Source organism: Streptococcus sp. 29896 (assembly GCF_032594915.1).
Taxonomy (GTDB): domain Bacteria; phylum Bacillota; class Bacilli; order Lactobacillales; family Streptococcaceae; genus Streptococcus; species Streptococcus suivaginalis.
In genome coordinates, this window is the sequence record NZ_CP118733.1 from 1,035,504 (window position 1) to 1,055,605 (window position 20,102).

Annotated in this window: 18 protein-coding genes; 6 read left to right on the forward strand and 12 right to left on the reverse strand. The window is 41.7% G+C overall.

What is annotated here, in order from left to right:
• Positions 1–15 precede the first annotated feature (15 nt).
• The 6 genes from glpO to PXH68_RS04840 form a co-directional block, all read right to left on the reverse strand.
• Entirely contained in the window at positions 16–1,845 is a 1,830-nt protein-coding gene (gene glpO / locus PXH68_RS04815) for a type 1 glycerol-3-phosphate oxidase (RefSeq protein ID WP_248028650.1), read from the reverse strand.
• Positions 1,846–1,866: 21 nt separating this feature from the next.
• Positions 1,867–3,378, reverse strand: a complete 1,512-nt coding sequence (glpK, locus tag PXH68_RS04820; protein ID WP_158454967.1) for a glycerol kinase GlpK — start codon at positions 3,376–3,378, stop codon at positions 1,867–1,869.
• A gap of 207 nt (positions 3,379–3,585) precedes the next feature.
• Entirely contained in the window at positions 3,586–5,058 is a 1,473-nt protein-coding gene (locus PXH68_RS04825) for a helix-turn-helix domain-containing protein (protein ID WP_248028651.1), read from the reverse strand.
• Entirely contained in the window at positions 5,058–6,392 is a 1,335-nt protein-coding gene (locus PXH68_RS04830) for an FAD-dependent oxidoreductase (RefSeq protein WP_248028652.1), read from the reverse strand. The genes PXH68_RS04825 and PXH68_RS04830 overlap by 1 nt, the downstream gene beginning before the upstream one ends.
• A gap of 355 nt (positions 6,393–6,747) precedes the next feature.
• Positions 6,748–7,683 carry a 4-hydroxy-tetrahydrodipicolinate synthase gene (gene dapA, locus PXH68_RS04835; protein WP_205030767.1) on the reverse strand — a complete coding sequence of 312 codons (936 nt, stop codon included), beginning with the start codon at positions 7,681–7,683 and terminating at the stop codon, positions 6,748–6,750.
• A 76-nt stretch (positions 7,684–7,759) separates the two neighbouring features.
• Positions 7,760–8,836 carry an aspartate-semialdehyde dehydrogenase gene (locus PXH68_RS04840; protein WP_248028653.1) on the reverse strand — a complete coding sequence of 359 codons (1,077 nt, stop codon included), beginning with the start codon at positions 8,834–8,836 and terminating at the stop codon, positions 7,760–7,762.
• 339 nt (positions 8,837–9,175) lie between these two features.
• Between PXH68_RS04840 and PXH68_RS04845 the strand changes: the two genes are divergently transcribed.
• Positions 9,176–10,378, forward strand: a complete 1,203-nt coding sequence (locus PXH68_RS04845) for an IS110 family RNA-guided transposase (protein ID WP_316716070.1) — start codon at positions 9,176–9,178, stop codon at positions 10,376–10,378.
• Positions 10,379–10,741: 363 nt separating this feature from the next.
• On the opposite strand, the gene PXH68_RS04850 is transcribed toward PXH68_RS04845, so the two are convergent.
• The 4 genes from PXH68_RS04850 to PXH68_RS04865 are packed head-to-tail and all read right to left on the reverse strand — an operon-like array spanning position 10,742 to position 12,808.
• A complete protein-coding gene (locus PXH68_RS04850) occupies positions 10,742–11,029 on the reverse strand; it encodes a DUF1905 domain-containing protein (RefSeq protein ID WP_248028172.1) in 288 nt (95 codons plus the stop codon).
• Positions 11,030–11,037: 8 nt separating this feature from the next.
• On the reverse strand, positions 11,038–11,691 hold the full coding sequence (locus PXH68_RS04855) for a DNA alkylation repair protein (RefSeq protein WP_248028171.1): 654 nt from the start codon (positions 11,689–11,691) through the stop codon (positions 11,038–11,040).
• A gap of 1 nt (position 11,692) precedes the next feature.
• The gene (locus PXH68_RS04860) at positions 11,693–12,190 is read right to left on the reverse strand and encodes a GNAT family N-acetyltransferase (protein ID WP_248028170.1); all 498 of its coding nucleotides are present in this window, start codon (positions 12,188–12,190) and stop codon (positions 11,693–11,695) included.
• Positions 12,191–12,808 (reverse strand): DUF5052 family protein, encoded by a 618-nt coding sequence (locus tag PXH68_RS04865; protein WP_248028169.1) that lies wholly within the window; start codon positions 12,806–12,808, stop codon positions 12,191–12,193.
• A gap of 351 nt (positions 12,809–13,159) precedes the next feature.
• Between PXH68_RS04865 and PXH68_RS04870 the strand changes: the two genes are divergently transcribed.
• Positions 13,160–13,936 carry a DUF6261 family protein gene (locus PXH68_RS04870; protein WP_248028168.1) on the forward strand — a complete coding sequence of 259 codons (777 nt, stop codon included), beginning with the start codon at positions 13,160–13,162 and terminating at the stop codon, positions 13,934–13,936.
• Between the two features lie 66 nt (positions 13,937–14,002).
• On the opposite strand, the gene PXH68_RS04875 is transcribed toward PXH68_RS04870, so the two are convergent.
• The gene (locus PXH68_RS04875) at positions 14,003–15,319 is read right to left on the reverse strand and encodes an FAD-containing oxidoreductase (protein WP_248028167.1); all 1,317 of its coding nucleotides are present in this window, start codon (positions 15,317–15,319) and stop codon (positions 14,003–14,005) included.
• Positions 15,320–15,503: 184 nt separating this feature from the next.
• Here PXH68_RS04875 and PXH68_RS04880 point away from each other — a divergent pair, with 184 nt between their 5' ends.
• Positions 15,504–16,313: a PrsW family glutamic-type intramembrane protease gene (locus PXH68_RS04880; protein WP_248028166.1), complete on the forward strand. Its 810-nt coding sequence runs from the start codon at positions 15,504–15,506 to the stop codon at positions 16,311–16,313.
• Positions 16,314–16,357: 44 nt separating this feature from the next.
• Here the strand turns inward: PXH68_RS04880 and PXH68_RS04885 are convergent, their stop codons facing one another.
• A complete protein-coding gene (locus PXH68_RS04885; protein ID WP_248028165.1) occupies positions 16,358–18,028 on the reverse strand; it encodes a formate--tetrahydrofolate ligase in 1,671 nt (556 codons plus the stop codon).
• A gap of 202 nt (positions 18,029–18,230) precedes the next feature.
• Here PXH68_RS04885 and PXH68_RS04890 point away from each other — a divergent pair, with 202 nt between their 5' ends.
• Genes PXH68_RS04890 through PXH68_RS04900 form a run of 3 tightly spaced genes read left to right on the forward strand, consistent with a single transcriptional unit; the run spans position 18,231 to position 20,026 of the window.
• Positions 18,231–18,917: a phosphopantothenate--cysteine ligase gene (locus tag PXH68_RS04890; protein WP_248028164.1), complete on the forward strand. Its 687-nt coding sequence runs from the start codon at positions 18,231–18,233 to the stop codon at positions 18,915–18,917.
• A 4-nt stretch (positions 18,918–18,921) separates the two neighbouring features.
• Entirely contained in the window at positions 18,922–19,467 is a 546-nt protein-coding gene (gene coaC, locus PXH68_RS04895) for a phosphopantothenoylcysteine decarboxylase (RefSeq protein ID WP_158454995.1), read from the forward strand.
• Positions 19,457–20,026, forward strand: a complete 570-nt coding sequence (locus tag PXH68_RS04900; RefSeq protein ID WP_248028163.1) for an ECF transporter S component — start codon at positions 19,457–19,459, stop codon at positions 20,024–20,026. The genes coaC and PXH68_RS04900 overlap by 11 nt, the downstream gene beginning before the upstream one ends.
• Positions 20,027–20,102: the final 76 nt, after the last annotated feature.

The window sequence follows — 20,102 nt, forward strand, 5'->3', positions numbered from 1 at the left end:
TCCTTTTCCAGTATATTATTTTTCTTTTAGGTAGGTCAAATCATTCTTATTTAGAGTAGCTATAAGCAAGGCTTCTTGTTGTGCTACTTCTTCTGTCGTCCAACCGTAGTAAGCTGCCATTTCTTTTATCACTTCTGGAGCAACTCCATCCAGTTGTTCCCGCATAAAGAGCATATAGTTTGTTCTACGAAGCAGATAATCCACTACTGTCAAAGTCATTTCTTCTTTCATGGCATAATGAAGAGAAAGCAAATCACGTTGATTAAGGTCAGACACAGCCTCTACTTTATGGTTCAAGGCAAATACTTTTGGCGCATTTGAACCGTACAAGTTAGCAAGATAGAGGGCATCGTCGTAGTCCAATCCTTTTTTCACCCCTAATTGTGCCAAGTGTTCAATTTCTTCTGCTACGTTTGCAGGGTTCAATTCTCCACCAGAAACAGGATAGGTCTTAGAATTGATGAGTTTAAAGCTGCGCCCATGTTCTTCTTTGAGGATGTCTGCTACTTTTTCCAAGGCACCTTCTGCCATCTTACGGAAGTCTGTGATTTTACCACCAGCAAGAGTCAGCAAACCATTGTCATCACGATCAAGGGCAGAACCGCGTGATACAGCAGACGGATCCAAATGTTTTTCAGAAACACTGCCTTCGAGATGGCTCAAATCATGTTCCACATCGTCCCGTGTCTTTTCATTGTTCAAATAAGCTTTGACTGTTTCAATCAAGCTATTGAAACTATCATCGCTAAGTTTACCATTATTTCCACCGTTGTAATCAGAAGCACCATTTCCAGACAAGAGCGGCCGAAGTCCCGCCCAACCACTTTCGATATCATCAATGGTCAGATTAGCTTCTGGGAAGCGATTGTTGACAATTTCAAGAAGATAGTCAACGTCTTCTTGGGTTACCGTCGGATTCGCCAAATCGCCAGTATAGTCCGTATCTGTCGTACCAAAGTAGGTTTTATTTTCGCGTGGAAGGACAAAGACCATGCGACCATCTGCGTGACCTGTATCAAAGTAAGTTGGCTGAGGAACAGACAAACGAGAACTATCGACAACTAGGTGTACACCCTTGGTTGGACGCATTTGAAAGACACCTGAACCTTCGCCACCAAGATTTCGCACTTCATCGCTCCAAGGTCCTGTTGTATTGATAACCAATCGTGCACGAATTTCAAAGGTGCTGTCTGTCAGTAAGTCGCGCGCGACGATACCAACAACTTTTCCAACCTCATTCTTGATGAATTTCTCAGCTTTGACACGGCTAGCAATCAAGGCACCATCTTTAGCTGCACGTTTGATATTTTCAATAACCAAGCGAGCATCATTGTTACGAAAGTCAAGGTAAACTCCACCGCCAAGCAAGCCTTCTTTTTTCAGGTGAGGTGCCCGCTCTAAGACTTCTTCTCTCGTCAAAACCTTATTGGCAAGGTCTGTATTGTTAACACCAGCCAAGAGGTCATAGAGGTCCATAGCCACTTTCAAACGAAAGAGACTAAAGGTCGAACCTTCTTCATCATAGACAGGAAGCAACATTGGGTCTGGCTTGGGAATGTGAGGCGCAATATTTTGTACAACCGCACGTTCTGAAACTGTATCGGAAACCACTTCTACATCAAATTGTTTGAGGTAGCGGAGTCCACCGTGAACCAATTTGGTTGAACGGCTGGATGTCCCTTCGGCAAAGTCTTGCATTTCAATCAAGGCTGTCTCCATGCCACTAGCAGCAGCTTGGAGGGCTACTCCAGCCCCCGTAATACCGCCACCAATAATCAAGAGATCCAACTGTCTATCTTGCATTTTTTCAATCGCTAAGCGACGTGTTTCTTTTGAAAATTCCATGTTTTCACACTTTCTATTTCTTTACTCTTCATCCAATTGTGCAAATAATTGCGTTGCAGCAACTGCTTTTTTCCAGCCTTTATAAAGCTGTTCTTTACGAGCTTCATTCATAGCTGGTTGGAAGGATTGGCCAACTGCATTCAATTCTTTCAATTCATCCAAGTCTTTCCAGAAACCAACTGCCAGACCTGCTAGGAAGGCTGCACCAAGAGCAGTTGTCTCCAAGTTTTTCGCACGCGCAATCTCAATGCCAAGAATATCAGCCTGGAATTGCATGAGAAGACTGTTCATAGCCGCGCCTCCATCTACTTTCAAAACAGAGATATCAATACCTGAATCAATCTGCATGGTATCAATAACATCTCGTACCTGGTAGGCAATAGATTGAAGAGTTGCCTTCACAAAATCTTCCTTGGTTGTTCCACGCGTCAATCCAAAAACAGATCCACGCGCATCTGAATTCCAGTAAGGAGCTCCCAAGCCAGTAAAGGCTGGTACAACATAGACTTCATCATTGCTAGTGGACTTACGAGCCAACTCCTCCGATTCAGGTGACTCTTTGACCATCCGCATTCCGTCACGAAGCCATTGCACAGCTGATCCTGCTATAAAGATTGAACCTTCTAGCGCATAATAGACCTTGCCATTGATACCATAACCGATAGTGGTCAAGAGGCTATTATCAGAAAGCTGCATTTCCTCTCCCGTATTCATAACGATAAAAGAACCTGTTCCATAGGTATTTTTCACCATACCTGGTTCAAAGGCCAACTGACCAAATAGGGCTGCTTGTTGGTCACCTGCCATACCAGAGATTGGTACTTCTGCTCCGTAGAAATGGAATGGAGCTGTCGTTCCGTAGATTTCTGAGTTGGAACGAACTTCAGGCAACATAGCTTTTGGAATATTGAGCAATTCAAGGATTTCATCATCCCACTTGAGCTCTTTGATATTGTATAACATAGTACGTGCCGCGTTTGAGTAGTCCGTCACATGGCACTTGCCATTTGTCAATTTCCATACCAACCAAGTATCAATGGTTCCAAAGAGGATTTCTCCCTTTTCTGCACGCTCTTGGGCTCCAGGAACTTGATCCAAAATCCAACGAACCTTGGTTGCTGAAAAGTAGGCATCAATAACCAAACCTGTCTTCTTATGGAAGAGGTCTGCATGCCCATCTTGTTTTAACTGATCTGCAATGTGAGCTGTCTGGCGAGATTGCCAGACAATGGCATTGTAAATTGGAAGTCCTGTTTCCTTGTCCCAAACAACTGTCGTTTCACGTTGGTTAGTAATCCCAATCCCTTCAATCTGGTCTGGACGAACACCACTTTCAATAAAGGATCCCGCAATGACAGACTGGACGGAATTCCAAATTTCATTGGCATTGTGTTCTACCCAACCTGGTTTAGGGAAAATTTGCGTGAATTCTTTTTGGTAACTACCCACTTTTTCACCTTTTTTGTTAAAGATGATGGCGCGTGAGCTCGTTGTACCTTGGTCAATGGCCATAATGTATTTTTCTGCAGACATATCCTGTCCTCCCCATTTTTGTTTTCTTGAAAACGCTTCCGTTTTCCTTGTGACTTTATTGTAAACTATTTTGTGAATTTTTCCTTATCATTTTTTTTACATTTTACAAAAAATCTGATAAAACATCCTTCTATCAAGGATTAAACCAACTTATGAATCATACAAAACATACAAAAACTTCCTAGATTTTTCTAGGAAGCTGATTGATTATCGGCGCTCAATCTTATAATACTCTCCTTCCAACAATCGCTTGGCTTGGTCAAGTTTTTGAAGATGTAGAGAGGAAATAATCTTTTTTAGAGCGAGAATATCATATGGATGTGGATAGGAAAAAAGCTGATAGGTATGAGAGCTGGTCAGAGGGTAATCCAAGCATATAATCAGGTCATAGTCTTTTCCTTTTTCGAAGAATTCAAACTGCAGAGCACCATTCCCGTCTAATTCCTGTTGCAAGTATTGGAACAAGGGAAGATTCCTTACTTTGGAATAACTAGAAGCCAAAGCGAGGCGAACCTTGGTTCTCTCAACTTGTAAAAGATAAACAATGAGTTGGACCATAGCTTGAAACTGCTGGTCAGCAATTGGTTTTGTCACATGCTGAAACCAATTTTCTTGAACTGAAATCAGTATTTGCTTGGCTAAATCCTGTAGGGCTGTCGGACAGGAAGGGCATTCTTCAAAGCCTGTTTCAATCCAAGATTGAAAAAAATAGAGCTGACTAAAGACTTGATTGAGTTGATAAAGGCTCTCTTCTTCCATCATCAACTCCATCTGCATTGAAGTTTTTAGTTCCTGAAAACTCCAACTTGTCGCTTCCATGATTGGGCCACCAAAACCTAGTAATTGCTCTAATTGATGGGCAGCCAAGATACCTTGACTAAATAGAAAAGCAAAAATCGTCATGGCATCTCCTTCTTGAAAGGAGCTTGATTTTTGTTGACTCATGGTGAGAAAAAGGCTGCGCAATTGACGGTAAAATTTATGCTGATGATAGGGCTTCATTATTTCATAAGTCGACTGGAAATCCAGATCCTTTAAGCGCATGCGTTTTTGTACCAAGGTCAACCACAGGCCTAATTGGTGGGCTTGACGAGGATTAAAGGATGATTGATACTGTCTTTCAAAAATAGGTAAGTAGGCCAATTGTTCCTGGTAAACCCGATCCAGTTCAAAATCAGAAGCTGGCTGGGTTAGCCACAGTAAATTAAAATAGAAATAGCGTATCTGTAGTTCACTCCCTTTTAATTTCCCACCCTTGATTCCAATTTGAAATTCCTTGAGCAGTTTATTGAGACTGGCTAATTGACGGCTAATCGTTGCTTCGCTAACCAACAATTCTTGAGCCAATAGTGGAATTGATACATCATTGCGATCGAGTAAACAAAGTAAAAGCTGGTAGCGTAAGCTCGGACGACAGAGATAGCCCAACAATTCCTGACTAGACAAACTTGCAGACCGTTTCAAAGTAAGATTTTCGTCTTCTAAGGAAAATTCCAAGCCTAATTCATCTACGCCCGCATCTTCATTAAAAGTTGTAATATAGCGAAGAAGAGTTGATCGTGACACATCAAGACGTCGGCATGCTTCTTTCAAACTAAGAGCATGCCCCATTCTTTGCAAATCTAGCATCAGATGAAGAATGGCATTTTCTCGTTTTTCTAATAAGTGGGCAATATGCACTACAAGTCCCCCTCCCTTCTCCGTCTATCATGGTAATAATAGTTGGCAGCTTCTATTAAAATGGGAACCAGAGCAGTTTGTTGTGGCAGACAAAGCCAAGATTGTTGCAACAAATCCTCAATCCTTAAACCTTGCTGAATAGCAAAAGCCAGCTGATTCATTTGTGCCAGATGATCCGATTTTGAAATCAATTGCCCACCCAAAAGACGACCATCGGTCTGGCTCAAAACCAGCTTGAAATCCAATTTTTCCTTATCCCATTGACTATAAGGTTGCTGGATACGAACAACATCTGTGTCCAGCCACAATTGCGCCTCTTTTTCTGTCAAACCAACGCTTGTCATATTTACCCCAAAAATCCGACTGGAGACAATACGCACAACGTCTTTTAAGGGACGCTTCTTCTCTTGTAAATTTGCAACCGCTAAGCGACCTGTTAAAATTGCATGGTTAATCATTGGAAGATAGGCTTGACCAAAAAAAGCAAATGGAAGTCGTATAAGGTCGCCGACCGCAAAAACTCCTGGTCGACTGGTTTCCAGGAAGGCATCAACAACCAAGCAACCATCTGGATCGAGTTCTAATTGCCCTTGCAAGAACTGACTATTGGGTCTAAAATTCGTTGCTAGGAGGCCAAAATCCGCCTGAATGCTCTCTTCATAAGTTTCACAGACAAGACTACCATCCTCAATCCCTAGCCTATTAACTGTTTGACCGAAATAGGTTTTGATATTTCGTCTGTCTAATTCCTCTAGAATAAACTCTGTCATCTCTTGATCAAAATACTTTGCCAGCGGCCACTCTTGTGACTCAATCAACTGCAATTCAATGGGATACTCCGATAAAGCATCAATGGTTTCCAAGCCAATTTGCCCTGCGCCAATAACTGAAATCTTTTTGGCAGTAGCGACTTTTTCAAATGCTGATAAAGCCTCTCGTTTCGATTTACAAGACAGCATTCTCTCCCTGCTATCCTGACTTTGGTATTCCCAGACCTGACAGGAGCCCATAGCAAGAATCAAATAATCAAAAGAAAGACTCTTTACTTGACCATTTTGACTGATTTGGATTACATTTTCCTCATGAGATAAGCTTAAGAATCGCGTTTCCAAGAGTAGCTCAATGTCCGAAGCAACAACTTCCTCATAGAGTTGACAAGTAGCTTCTTCCCAAGTCGAAATACGATTTTTCATTCGCCAATTAAAAGCATTTGGAAAAAAACCAACTTCTTTTTCCTGGTCAATCAGACAAATATTAGCCTGAGGATAGGTTTTTCTTGCCTCTACTGCTGCAGCTAATCCAGCAAAAGAAGCTCCAATAATAATAATTTCCATACAAGATCCTTATTTGTTTTTTGCTATTATAACAAGAATTACCCGAAATTGAAAAGGCTTGCAACTAAAAAACACACCAGATATCTGATATGTTTGAATAAACTTAAATAAAACGTCTAAAATGGAAGTTAACACCTTGGTTTGGATCGAGTGAAAATGGTGTCTTATGAATTAAAATAAAATCTTTTTTTCATAAAACTGTCCTTGCTTTCGTATTTTCAGGCTCGGGTTAAAACAGTCACTTCCCTGACTATCCTCGCTTTCGGGTTTTTGAGCTCGGGTTAAAAACGTCCACTGGACTAGCTCGCTTTCATATTTTTAGGCTCGCGTTAAAACAGTCACTTCCCTGACTGTTTTAATAATCTGGTCGTACGACTCCTGTTACTGTGGCTTTAGTTGCCTCGTAGTCGCCGTCCACTACGACTTTGATAATGCGTTTGGCATCTTCTTCTGGACATGGTACCAATGGTAAGCGGAGCGGGCCAACTTCAAATCCCATATAATTAAGAACTGCCTTAACCGGTGCAGGACTTGGGTAGGAGAAGAGGGCATTGACTTTCGGAATAAACTTACGTTGAATTGCGGCTGCTGTTCGGATATCTTGTTGCTCAATGGCTGTGAACATCTCATACATCTCATCACCATTTGTATGGGAAGCCACTGAAATTACACCGTCTGCTCCCAAGTTCATGGCATGGAAGGCATCTCCGTCCTCACCTGTATAAATCAAGAAATCTTCTGGCTTGTTTTCAATCAAGTAAGCCATATTGGCAAGGCTGGTACACTCTTTGACCCCAATGATATTGGGATGTTCTGCCAAACGCAACATGGTTTCTGGCGTCATTTCAACAACGACACGACCTGGGATATTGTAGATAATGATTGGCAAATCTGAAGCATCTGCAATGGCCTTAAAGTGCTGATACATTCCTTCTTGAGAAGGTTTGTTGTAATAAGGCACGATGGCAAGACCAGCCGCAAAGCCTCCGAATGCCGCTACTTCCTTAGCAAACTCAATCGAATCGCGCGTATCGTTGGTACCGATACCTGCAATCAAGGGGACACGACCATTGACAATCTTTTGCACGGCAGCAAATAATTCTAATTCTTCCGCGTGAGTAAGGGTTGGACTTTCAGCAGTTGTTCCTGCCAACAGAATCCCTTCTGTGTGATGGGACAACAGATGCTCAACCAACTCGGGCAAGACTGCATAATTTATCGAACCATCCTCATTGAATGGTGTAATCATAGCTGTAATAATTTTTACATCTCGTAACTCTTGAATAGACATGGCATTCCTCTCTTATACTTCCTTTCCAAAAAAGGCTGATTTGAACCAATGGTTCTCAATCAAGCCTATCCATTAATTATTTCAATTCAAATTTCAATTCTGCAGTTGGACGAACTAGACCACGTTCATGAAGAGTCTCAGCGATTTGCACAGAGTTCCATGCAGCACCCTTGAGCAAGTTATCAGAAACAACCCACATGTGGATACCGTTTTCCTTATCCAAATCTTTACGGATACGACCGACAAAGGTATCACGGCTACCAACAGCATTAATGGCTTGCGGATAAATTTGATTAGCCACATCGTCTTCTAAAACAGCTCCTGGGAAGGATGCAATAGCTGCCTTCACTTCATCAATCGGTGCAATTTCTTTAGTTTCGATGTAAACAGACTCAGAGTGAGCTGACAAGACTGGAATACGGACGCAGGTTGCAGAAACAGCAATACTATCATCTTCCATGATTTTCTTAGTCTCTTTTGTCATCTTCATCTCTTCATAAGAGTAGTCATTGTCTGTGAAGAGGTCGATTTGCGGAATCGCATTGAAACCGATTGGGTAGTGCTTCTTATCGCCTCCAGAAGGAAGAATGTTAGCTTCTACCGCTTTTGGTTCCACACCATCATTCAAGACAGAACGAAGCTGTGCTTGCGTTTCCAAGATAGCTCCCATACCTGCACCAGAAACTGCCTGATAAGTAGATACAATGATCCGCTCTAAGCCCCATTTTTGACGAACAGGCTCCAAGGCAACCATCATTTGAATGGTTGAGCAGTTAGGGCAAGCAATGATACCATTGTGGTCATCAAGCGCGTGAGCATTTACCTCAGGAACAACCAAAGGCACATCTGGATTTTGACGGAAATACGAAGTATTGTCTACGACAACCGCTCCTGCTTTTACCGCATATGGAGCATACTTGGCAGATGTAGAGCCACCAGCTGAGAAGAGGGCAATATCTACTCCTTCAAAGGCTGTTTCTGTTGTTTCTTCAATGACAATGTCCTGTCCCTTAAACTGCAAAGTCTTGCCTGCTGAACGAGCAGAAGCCAAGAAACGCACTTTCTCGATTGGAAGTGTTGACTCTTCCAACATTTTAATCATTTGGGCACCAACTGCACCAGTTGCACCAACAACAGCTACTACATAAGCCATAGAAATCTCCTTTAGTCAATTCTTCAAAATTTTCTAAAAATTTGTTATTTCATAATTATACCACAATTTCAATAAATGGAAAGTCTGAAATACAAAAACATACTAAGATTAGTAGTGAGGAAATCTCCGACGGGAGAGAGTACTCACTACTTTTTCTTTATGATAAAGTAGAGGTGTCTTGTTAAGTCGTAGGGCTTTTTGACGCTAGACGTCGCAACAAAAACTGGCAAGACACCTGTTTTAGAAAGAATGTTATCAAAGTATGTGGGACGCCAGACGTCGAGTATTGAAAATGACATCACTAAAACAAGGAATCATTCAAGACAAAGAGGTAATATCATGCGTGCAGTTTTTGGGATTGATGTGAGTAAGGTAAGTTCAGAAGTGGCCATTCTAGTCAATGGTGAGAAAGTTCATGGCTATACCATATCCAATGACGCCTTAGGCTTTGCTTGGCTACTTGGCGATTTGAGAACCGTCCATAAGCCAGAAATCATCTTTGAAGCAACAGGTGTCTACTCTCGCCGTCTCCAAACTTTTCTAGAAGATAATGGCTATGCTTATACACGGCTTAATCCCTTAGAAGCTAAGAAGCAACTGGATAGCTTGCGTGTGCGGAAAACAGATCAAATTGACGCCGAAAAACTGGCTCAATCTCAATTTGTGCTGAATCGTAAACCCACTTATGTCCAAGAAGAAGTCTACCAAAACTTGCGGGATCTTAGCCGTTTCTATCAGAATCTGACCGAGGACATTGTTCGAGCTAAAAACCGTCTGCACAAGGTCTTACAAGTCACTTTTCCTGAATTGGAAAATATCTTATCAACACCATCTGGCGAACAATACTGGAACCTGGTCATAGCTTTTCCTTGCAAGGACTTCGTGCTTCATTTAAGCAAGGACGAACTCTCAGAGAGCATTCGTCAGTCCACCTCAAAACGGATTTCTGACAAGCGTGTGGCGTACTTAGCTGAGAAGCTGATAGCACTAGCTAATCAATCTTATTGTGCCGTCAAGAAAACCTCTCCAATGCTGGAAGAGGTGCGTTACTATGGAAAAGAATTGCTTCGGCTTTCTGAACAGAGACAAACTGTCCTAGACCAAATGGTGGAACTAGCTCAGCCATTACCTGAATATGACATTCTGCTCTCTATTCCTGGAATAGCTGAGACTACTGCAACAAGTATTATTGGTGAACTGGGAGATATTCGCCGTTTTCAGTCTGCCAATCAAATCAATGCCTTTATCGGTATTGACCTGAGACACTATGAATCTGGTAACTTCCTCGCTAAGGAACACATTACCAAGCGTGGCAATCCCTACGCTAGAAAGATTCTGTTCAAATGCATTCACAATATCGCTTCAGCCAGTCACACCAATCCTTGCCATATCGCCGACTTTTATGAGAAACGAAAAAGACAATCGCAAACGACTTCTACAAAGCCACACACGATTGCCTCCATACATCGTCTCATTCGGACAATGTATTACCTCATAACGCATAACAAACTTTACGATTACACTTTAACCCAAAATCAGTAAGATTGTTTATGCAATATTATTGTAACACCTTATCAAAAATTTTCAACATAAGGTGTTAATTTCGTGTACTCTTTTTTACACGAAACTTTAGTCCAAAAGAAAACAATTTCCTTATTTTGACTATTGAACTCAAAATATTTTTCATCAAATACCTTGATAGGCTTGACAAATGGTAGAAAAAAGCCCACCTAAGTGGGCAAGGGCATCGTTTCCGATGAGAATAGAAGGTTCACACAACTATTCAAGGTCCGCTCCTGCGTTTCAATTAAATGAAGACCTCCCTAGCGTCGAATGTGACAAAGTCACTACTCGGCTCATCGCATGAATCTATTCTACCATAATCTCAAGGATTTGCAAGCCTGATTACTCCATTCGTTCTTGAATGGTTACTTGTACTCTATCACCAGCCTGTTTTCCAATAGTCACTCGAATAGCCTTTTGAACGCCAATAATGTAACAGATATTGCCTGCTTCATCCTTAACTCCCATATTGACAATGGAGCCATCATAGGGATGACCATCAAATCTGGCATGGACCTTTACCCTCCCCTTGCCAAACTCTTCTCGTATATCATAAGGAAAGATGACATAGGCTCCACCCTTGTCTGGCACTGGATGGATAAGGGCTTCAAATTCATAGACTTTAGACATGGCTCCTCCTATATATACTTACTAGCCTCACGGATGGACAAGCCTGCCATTTGGGAACGGTATTTGTCAAGAAAAGTTCGGACCCAGGCAGGATTGGTCTTAGAATAATCCCGTAAGCTCCAGCCAATTGCCTTGTTGATGAAAAATTCTGTCTGATTAAGATTATTGACCAGGATTTTCTCCAACAGCTCTGTATCTGTCTTTTCTTTCTGCAAGAGTTGGTGGTCAATGGCAATTCGCCTCAACCAGAAATCATCATTCACACTCCATTCCAAGATTGTCTCCTTGGCCTCTGGATTGTCCAACACAATCTTACCAACTAACTTGTCCAGTCCGTCAATGCTATCCCACCAAGACTTGGTCTGAGCCAGCTTTTTCAAGCGGAGCAGGTCAGCGAAGACCAGGTCTTTTTTCTTGGAGACCAGATAATCAATGGCAATATACTGAAACTCACGGTAGGGTTTGGCCCAGCAAGCCTCTACAAAGTCCCAGTCAATTCCCTGAGCCTTATATTCTTTGAAAAATTGCCTAGCAACTTTTCGGCGAACAGGTGTCCGAACACCTAGAAAGTCAAAGTGATTCTTCATATAGGCTTTCATGGGTTGAGCTTGACTGGCATCCGCCACAGCCAACAAACGTTTTTCTAATTCTTCAATCTTCATTTTACTTACCTACAAGAGATTTTTGAAGCCAAACAATATCATGCCATGTATCAAATTTATAACCAACTTTTTTGAAATGTGCCACCTGTTCATAGCCCCTTTTTTTATGGAGGGCAAGGGAAGCAGGATTTGGAAGAGCAATGCAGGCTAAGAAGTTCTTAAAACCACGCACGATCAATTCCTCTTCCAAGGCATCATAGAGCATAGTACCGATCCCTTTTCCTCGTGCTTCTTGATTGATATAGACAGATAATTCCACCGTCCAATCATAAGCAGCACGGGCATAATAGGTCGAAGCGTAGGCATAGCCAAGAATTTTCCCTTCTTCTACTGCGACCAGATAGGGAAACTTCCCCAAAGTCTTCTCAATCCTACTTGCAAATTCACTTACAGTCGGTACTTGAGTCTCAAAGGTAATAGCTGTCTTTTCTATATAAGGAGCATAAATTGCCACCAGGTCTGCAGCATCCTCTATCCTTGCGGAACGAATGTCTATCATCTAGTTCTCCAGTAATTCTCTATCATAAATGGTATAGTCACAACGATAGATGATCAAACGCTTGTCATCAATCAAGAGTTCAGAAGTCTTAGGTGCATCAGAGGCATAAAGAGACACTTTATCACCTACATAAGTAGCAAGCGGTGTCCCATTTTGTGAACGAATCAAGACCACCTTGGCTTTGCCTGTAAAATCATTTTTCAGGCTAGAGACCATCCGATTGACAACAGGAATAGCATAATCATAATTGGACATGTCAACCGTTGTCTGATACTTGGCAAACAAATCCTCTAAGCCCTCTTCTGCCGCAATCAAGGACGAACCAACATGGTCAATTTCATAATTGCCAAGTGTGACTTTCAAAACAGACGAATCCGCATTGGAATAGCCCTCGGCATCCATTGAGTCAAATTCCTGATTCCGCGAAATCGATAGGGACTTGCCAGACATTTCATCGATTAATTGAGAATTTTCATCATAAGTCCGTACCGTCATCTCCAAGCCAATCCATTCTTCCTTGGTATTTTTCCACCAATTTGAAATTGATTGACAAGCAGACAAGGTGACTAGACTGGTTGCTAATACAGCACCAAGTACTAACTTTTTATTCCATTTCATATAAAACCTCCAATAGTTGATACTTTATTGTACCACGGAATTGCCTAAACAAAGAAAAATGTGTGCAAGGTATGCAATAAACAAACTGAGATCATATCATTTCAATTTGAAAACAAGCCAAACCAATGATTTTATTTCAAAAACAATTTTTAAATATGCAAATCAAATTGATTCACTACTTTTAAACATTTATATCATTGTATTTCATTGTGATTTTTAAAAAATAAAATTGTATTATAGGAAAACCGTATGATTTGACAAGTTTTTAAAAAATTTTTTTCTATTTCATATTTTTCTCCTACATATTTACGAATAAATAGATGACCACAAAAAAGATAGTGAGGAACACAAATGAAAATCAGAATCCCTTTATATACACAACGATTGAATCAAGCAGAATTTACACAACTCATCACTAGTAGTGTAGATACCTTGAAACAGTATCGTTCATCTACCAATGATTCTATGGTAACTGACCTCATCAATCAGCTAGAAGAATCCTTGCCCATGTTGAAAAAAAGTATAAAACAAAAACGTGGCTCAGACATGACTAGCGAACTAAACAAGGCCGTAAAGAATCGGAAGGCCGACTACACTGCCTTTGTCAATGGATTAAAACTCTTTAAAAATACGCGAACACCAGAGAAATTACAAGCCTATCACCGCCTGCAAGAACTCATCAAATTATACAAATATACACGGTCTAGTAACATGCAAGAATCGTCTGCTTTGATCGATTCCCTGCTAGCCCGACTGGCAAAACCACCTTACGCAGAAGATGTTAATCTCCTTCTCTTAGATGAGGCTGTCGCCAATCTCCGTGAAAGCCACGAACGCACTTATCGTCTCTATCTAAAAAGAAGTCAAGACACCAGCACGCGTGAAAAGATCAACAGTTTTGAGGTTCGAAAAGCAGCTCTCAAACACTATACTCTACTCTATAGCCACTTGGTCAATAAAATAAGTTATGACCCAACAGCCCCAGAAAAAGTTATCTTACAAGTCCTAAACGATATTCGCCAAGATTTTTCAGAACGGACTCGACAGAGAAATCAAACAGGAGCAAATACCGCTACCATAAACATTGTAACAACCTTACCGCATGGAAAAGAGTTGGAGGCAAGATAGAAAATTCCCCCTAGTCGAAATGATTAGGGGGATATTATATTTCAACAAAATCATCCTAAAAAATGATTAAAAATTAAAGACATCATTCAAATTCTCAGCCATAGTCGGATGGGTGAAAATCTGTGTTTTGAAGTAGGTATAAGGAATCTTATTGTCAATTGCCATAGCAATCAGGTTGATCAACTCTTCTGAATTGCGACCAAAGAGAGTCGCCCCCAGAACAAGCTTCGTTTCCTTATCCACGATAACCTTGAAAATACCTTTGAGGTCATTATTGACATGGGCACGCGGCATATTGGCAACTGGCAGTTCATTGGCAATGTAGTCGTAACCTGCTTCCTTGGCCTCTTTCTCGGTCAGACCGACACGAGACAACACAGGCGTGATAAAGACACTGGTTGGAATAGACTTACGTTGGCTTAAGCTATAAGTTCCTGTTCCAGTCAACTTGCCGAAGACGATACGGAAGTCGTCTAAGGATGTGTAAGTGAATTGTGGACCGCCATTGACATCGCCCACTGCATAGACACCTGGAACGATGGTTTCGCAGTAGTCATCCACCTTGACAGCACCATTTTCCAAAAGCTCAATCGCTGTATTTTCCAAGCCCAAGTCAGCAGTGTTTGGCACACGACCTGTCGCATAGAGGACAGCGTCAAAGACTGCCGTTTCGCCATTTACCGTCACAGCAATTTGCTCGCTCGCAGCTGCTACTTGCTCAATTTTCGCACCCAAGACGAAGGTCACGCCAGCTTCTTCCATATACTCCTTGGCTAACTTAGCCACCACTTCCTCTTCTCTTGGTAAAATAGCAGAGCTAGCTTCATATACCGTCACCTGACTACCGAGTTTGCTGTAGAGTCCAGCAAATTCCAGACCGATGTTACCTCCGCCGATAATAGCCAACTTATCAGGACGAGTTTCCAAGTTCTGAATACCTGTACTATCATACACGTGAGCTGTATCCAACAAACCTGGAATTGGAAGCACGCGCGACTTAGCACCTGTATTGATGACAATAGTCTCCGCAGTCAGTTGGAGGGATTCCTCACCAGCTGACACTTCCACAACCTTATCCGCCACAAAACGCGCATGTCCTTGGTACAAACTAGCACCACTGCCTTTTAAGACTGCCTCGTTTTTGTTCCGCAAGCGAGTGGTGACTGTTTCCTTTTGCTCCATGACCTGCTCAAACGTCCAGTTTTTATCTGCAGCTACCAAGAGAGTCTTGGTTGGAATACAGCCGATATTGATACAAGTCCCACCGAACATAGTAGGATTTTCTTCCACCAAGGCAACCTTCTTCCCAGCTGCTGACAACTTACCTGCCAAGGTCTTACCAGCCTTTCCAAAACCAATGACTACTAAATCATATTGTTCCATAAAATACTCCTTCATTATTTTTCACCATTAGTCTATCAAAAAAGAAAATTTTTGGCACAATTCTGCTACGGCAGTGAAATCTTGCAACATTTTAGCGAAAAAAACAGATAAAAATTAGACAAGATATCATAATTTTTGATACAATGTATTCATACACTAATTGATTAATACAAAGGAGTTTTCAATGCGAACCATATTACACTATTGTAAAACCTATTTCCCGATTCTTTTAGCCAGCTTTGGCTTTGTAAAAGGCTGTCAAATTATCTTTGAAGAATTGGCTAAACCAAATGGGATGGAAGCCAAGTATCCCTTATTTTTGCTGACTATTTCTGTTGCTGCTCTTTATATCATTCCTCTGGTCTATTTTATCCGCTACTTGGAAAAACGCTATGCAATTTCTAAAAAAGTCAGTCATTTGAGTTGGATTTTGGGACTAACTGCCGGAGTGGCTTTTTCAGACTATGGACACACTGCTATCGGCTACTTTTTGCTAGAGATTGTTAAGGTCAGTGATGATTTTCGTTATGACTGGGGGGCTGCTGTTTCTGCCCCGTTTGCAGAAGAGTTTGGCAAAGCTCTAGTAGTTGTCTTAGTTTTACTAATTGCAAGAAAAATGACTCTCAAACATGCCTTGGTCAGTGGTATCATCGCTGGTCTTAGTTTCCAAATCGTTGAAGATATCATGTTCACTTTTCGTGATATGTTTATTGGTAAACTAGATGGATTTGAGACTATTATCGGTCGTGTGGGACAGGCTGGTTGGACTCACTGGGTATTTACCATGCTCTTTGCTATTGGTATGGTGGCACTTTTTACCAAACAAAAATCCATGTCAACAGTTCAAGGTCTATTTTGGATTGCGGCAAGTATCGGTCTACATTTCTTCTTCAACTCCCCATTGCATACAGGTATTTTGACAACCCTGCTTCCGATGGCTAGTGTCTTGCTGGGACTTCTTGCCTATCGAACAGTTGATCAGTTAACAGAGTAACAGAAAAAATCCGCTCTTTGGCGGATTTTTTCTGTTCAATCTGATTAGAACAAACCAATTGCTGTCCCATCTTCTGCCACGTCCATATTGAGGGCAGCAGGGGCTTTTGGAAGTCCTGGCATGGTCATGACATCACCTGTCAGAACGACAATGAAGCCTGCTCCCAATTTTGGCACAAATTCACGGACTGTAATGTCAAATCCTGTTGGTGCACCGAGGGCAAACTGATCATCCGAGAAGCTGTATTGGGTCTTGGCCATGCAGACTGGCAACTTATCCCAACCATTCTTAGCAAACTCAGCCAGCTGATTACGAGCCTTCTTCTCAAAGACAACGCCTGTACCACCGTAGATTTGCGTAACAATCTTGGTCACTTTCTCTTCCAAGCTATCCTCAGCCTTGTAGAGACCCCGGTAGTTAGCCGCTTGATTATCAATAGTAGCAACAACTGTCTCAGCCAGTTCAATACCACCGTCAGCGCCGTTTGCCCAAACACTTGCCAACTCAACAGGTACACCAATTTCAGCGCAAAGCTCTTTCAAAGTAGCAATTTCATCAGCTGTATCTGAGACGAATTCGTTGATAGCAACCACCGCTGGAATACCATACTTCTGGATATTTTCCACGTGACGTTTGAGGTTGTCAAAACCAGCTTTGACTGCCTCTACATTTTCAACAGAAAGTTCTGTCTTAGCTACACCACCGTGCATTTTAAGCGCACGCAAGGTCGCTACAATCACCACAGCATCAGGAGCCTTAGGCAAGTTCGGCACCTTGATGTCAAGGAACTTCTCTGCTCCAAGGTCAGCCCCGAAGCCTGCTTCTGTGACGGTATAGTCGGCCAATCGCAGAGCGGTTGTAGTAGCGAGGACTGAGTTGCAGCCGTGGGCAATGTTAGCAAATGGACCGCCATGGACAAAAGCTGGCGTGCCATAGATGGTTTGGACTAGGTTTGGCTTGATAGCGTCCTTCAAAATGAGGGTCAAAGCACCTTCCACTGCCAAATCACGCACGTAGACAGGACTTCGATCGAAACGATAACCGATAACAATATTTGCCAAACGTTCTTTCAAGTCATTGATGTCTGTCGCCAAACACAAAATTGCCATGATTTCAGAAGCGACCGTGATATCAAAACCATCTTCACGCGGAATACCATTGAGCGGACCTCCCAAGCCAACAGTTACCTTACGCAAAGCACGGTCGTTAAGATCCACAACACGTTTCCAGATGATACGGCGTTGGTCAATGCCGATTGTATTCCCTTGGTGAATATGGTTATCAATCAAGGCAGACAGGGCGTTGTTTGCTGTGGTAATGGCATGCATGTCGCCTGTAAAATGCAAGTTGATGTCTTCCATTGGCAAGACCTGAGCATAGCCACCACCTGCAGCTCCACCTTTGATCCCCATGACAGGTCCCAAAGAAGGCTCACGAAGGGCAATCATGGTTTTCTTGCCAATTTTAGAAAGAGCATCTGCCAAACCGATGGTAATGGTTGACTTACCTTCACCAGCAGGTGTTGGGTTGATAGCCGTCACCAAAATTAACTTGCCTGGTTCATTGTCCTTAACAGCATTGATCTTATCAAAAGATAATTTAGCCTTGTATTTTCCATAGAGTTCAATATCATCAAAGCTGATGCCAACTTTTTCTACGATTTCTGTGATGGGCTTTAATTCTACACTTTGAGCGATTTCAATATCGGTTTTCATTACTAACTCCATTCTTTTTGTTAGTTGTAGTATATCAAAAATTTTGCTTTTTACTAAATTTTGATGCAATTTTCTAAAGATCGTACGGATTTTTGCGGGCTTTTCTCTGTATCACCTTGATTAATAACTTGTTTTAGTAATTCTAAACAGAACTTGGTCTTGAAAACTTTACGAAAAAAGTAATTTCTAGTACAATAGGACCATGAAAATCTTGATTACATCTGGCGGAACGAGTGAAGCCATCGACCGCGTTCGCTCCATCACCAACCATGCAACAGGTCACTTGGGAAAAATAGTGGCCGAGACCTTTTTAAAAGCTGGGCATCAAGTCACATTGGTCACAACCAAGACTGCGGTAAAACCCTCGCCGACCTCTGGTTTAGTCATCCACGAAATTACCAATGTAGATAGCCTCAAAACTTGTTTAGAAGAACTTGTTCCTCAGCACCAAGTCCTCATCCATAGTATGGCGGTTTCTGACTATACCCCTGTTTATATGACGGGCTTAGAAGAGGCTGAGCAAGCCGAGCATCTCTCAGACTTATTGACCAGAAGCAATACTGAAACAAAAATTTCTTCCAAGGATGACTATCAAGTTCTTTTTCTCAAGAAAACACCAAAGGTTATTTCACTTGTAAAAGACTGGAATCCTGCTATCCAATTAATTGGCTTTAAACTCTTGGTCGATGTGTCAAAAGATCAGCTCTTTGCGGTTGCAAGACAAAGTCTTGATAAGAACAAAGCAGACTATATCGTGGCAAATGATTTGTTAGAAATTGGTCCCAATTATCACCATGCCTATCTGGTATCAAAAGACGATGCTGTTTTGGCAAAGACTAAAGAAGAAATTGCAGAATTGATTTTGACAAGTGTTCAGAAAGGAGAATAAAGTAATGGCGAACATCACTCTAGCTGTTTCTGGTTCCATATCTGCTTATAAGGCGGCAGATTTGACCAGCCAACTGACCAAACAAGGTCATAAAGTGACGGTTTTGATGACGGAATCAGCTACACAGTTTATTACTCCCTTAACCTTGCAAGCTTTGTCGAAAAATATAGTTCACACTAATGTTATGCAAGAAGAGGAGCCCCGTTCCATCAAGCACATCGATATAGCAAAGGGAACGGATTTGTTTTTGCTAGCTCCAGCTTCTGCTAATAGTATTGCTAAACTAGCCCATGGCTTAGCTGACGATCCTGTCTCAGCTGTTGCCTTGGCTCTACCTATTGGAGTACCTAAACTTCTTGCTCCTGCAATGAATACCAACATGTATCTGAATCCAGCTACCCAACGCAATCTCCATTTACTTGAGGAATTTGGTTTTCAAGAAATCAAACCTCGAGAAGCCTTGCTGGCTTGTGGTGATTTTGGGACTGGCGCCCTCGCCGAAATTGATATTATTTTAGAGAAAGTGAGTCAAACGCTTCGTGAAAAATAAAAAATCCAATCAAGTTGCAACCCTAGCTATTTTTATTGCCATTATGATTGTTCTTGAATCCATCAGTCAAGCTATCTTTTCAGCTTTTGTTCTCCCTATTAAACCAACCATTACCCATATTCCAGTCATCGTTGCCAGTATCATCTATGGTCCAAAGATTGGAGCACAGTTGGGAGGCTTCATGGGGGTTATGAGTATGATTCGCAACACTATCTTGCTGGGTCCCGTGAGTTATATTTTCTCTCCATTTGTAGAAAATGGTAATTTCTATTCCATTCTCATCGCAGTTCTTCCTCGTATCCTCATCGGGATTACCCCATTCTATGTCTATAAAGCCATGTCAAACCGCACGGGATTGGCTTTGGCTGCTGCAACTGGAACTTTGACAAATACCTTGTTTGTTCTTTCAGGTATCTTCTTCCTGTTCGGATCCGTCTATGCTGGCAATATTCAAGCTCTCCTAGCTTCAATTGTTTCCTTCAATACCTTGGCAGAGTTGATTATTTCTATCAGTCTTGTTTTGGCCATTGTTCCGGTTTTACAGAAAGTTAAAAAATAAATATCAGAAAATCACGTGAAAGCGTGATTTTTCTTTTCAAACATGGTATAATGAAAGCGTTTAATAGAAAAATTTT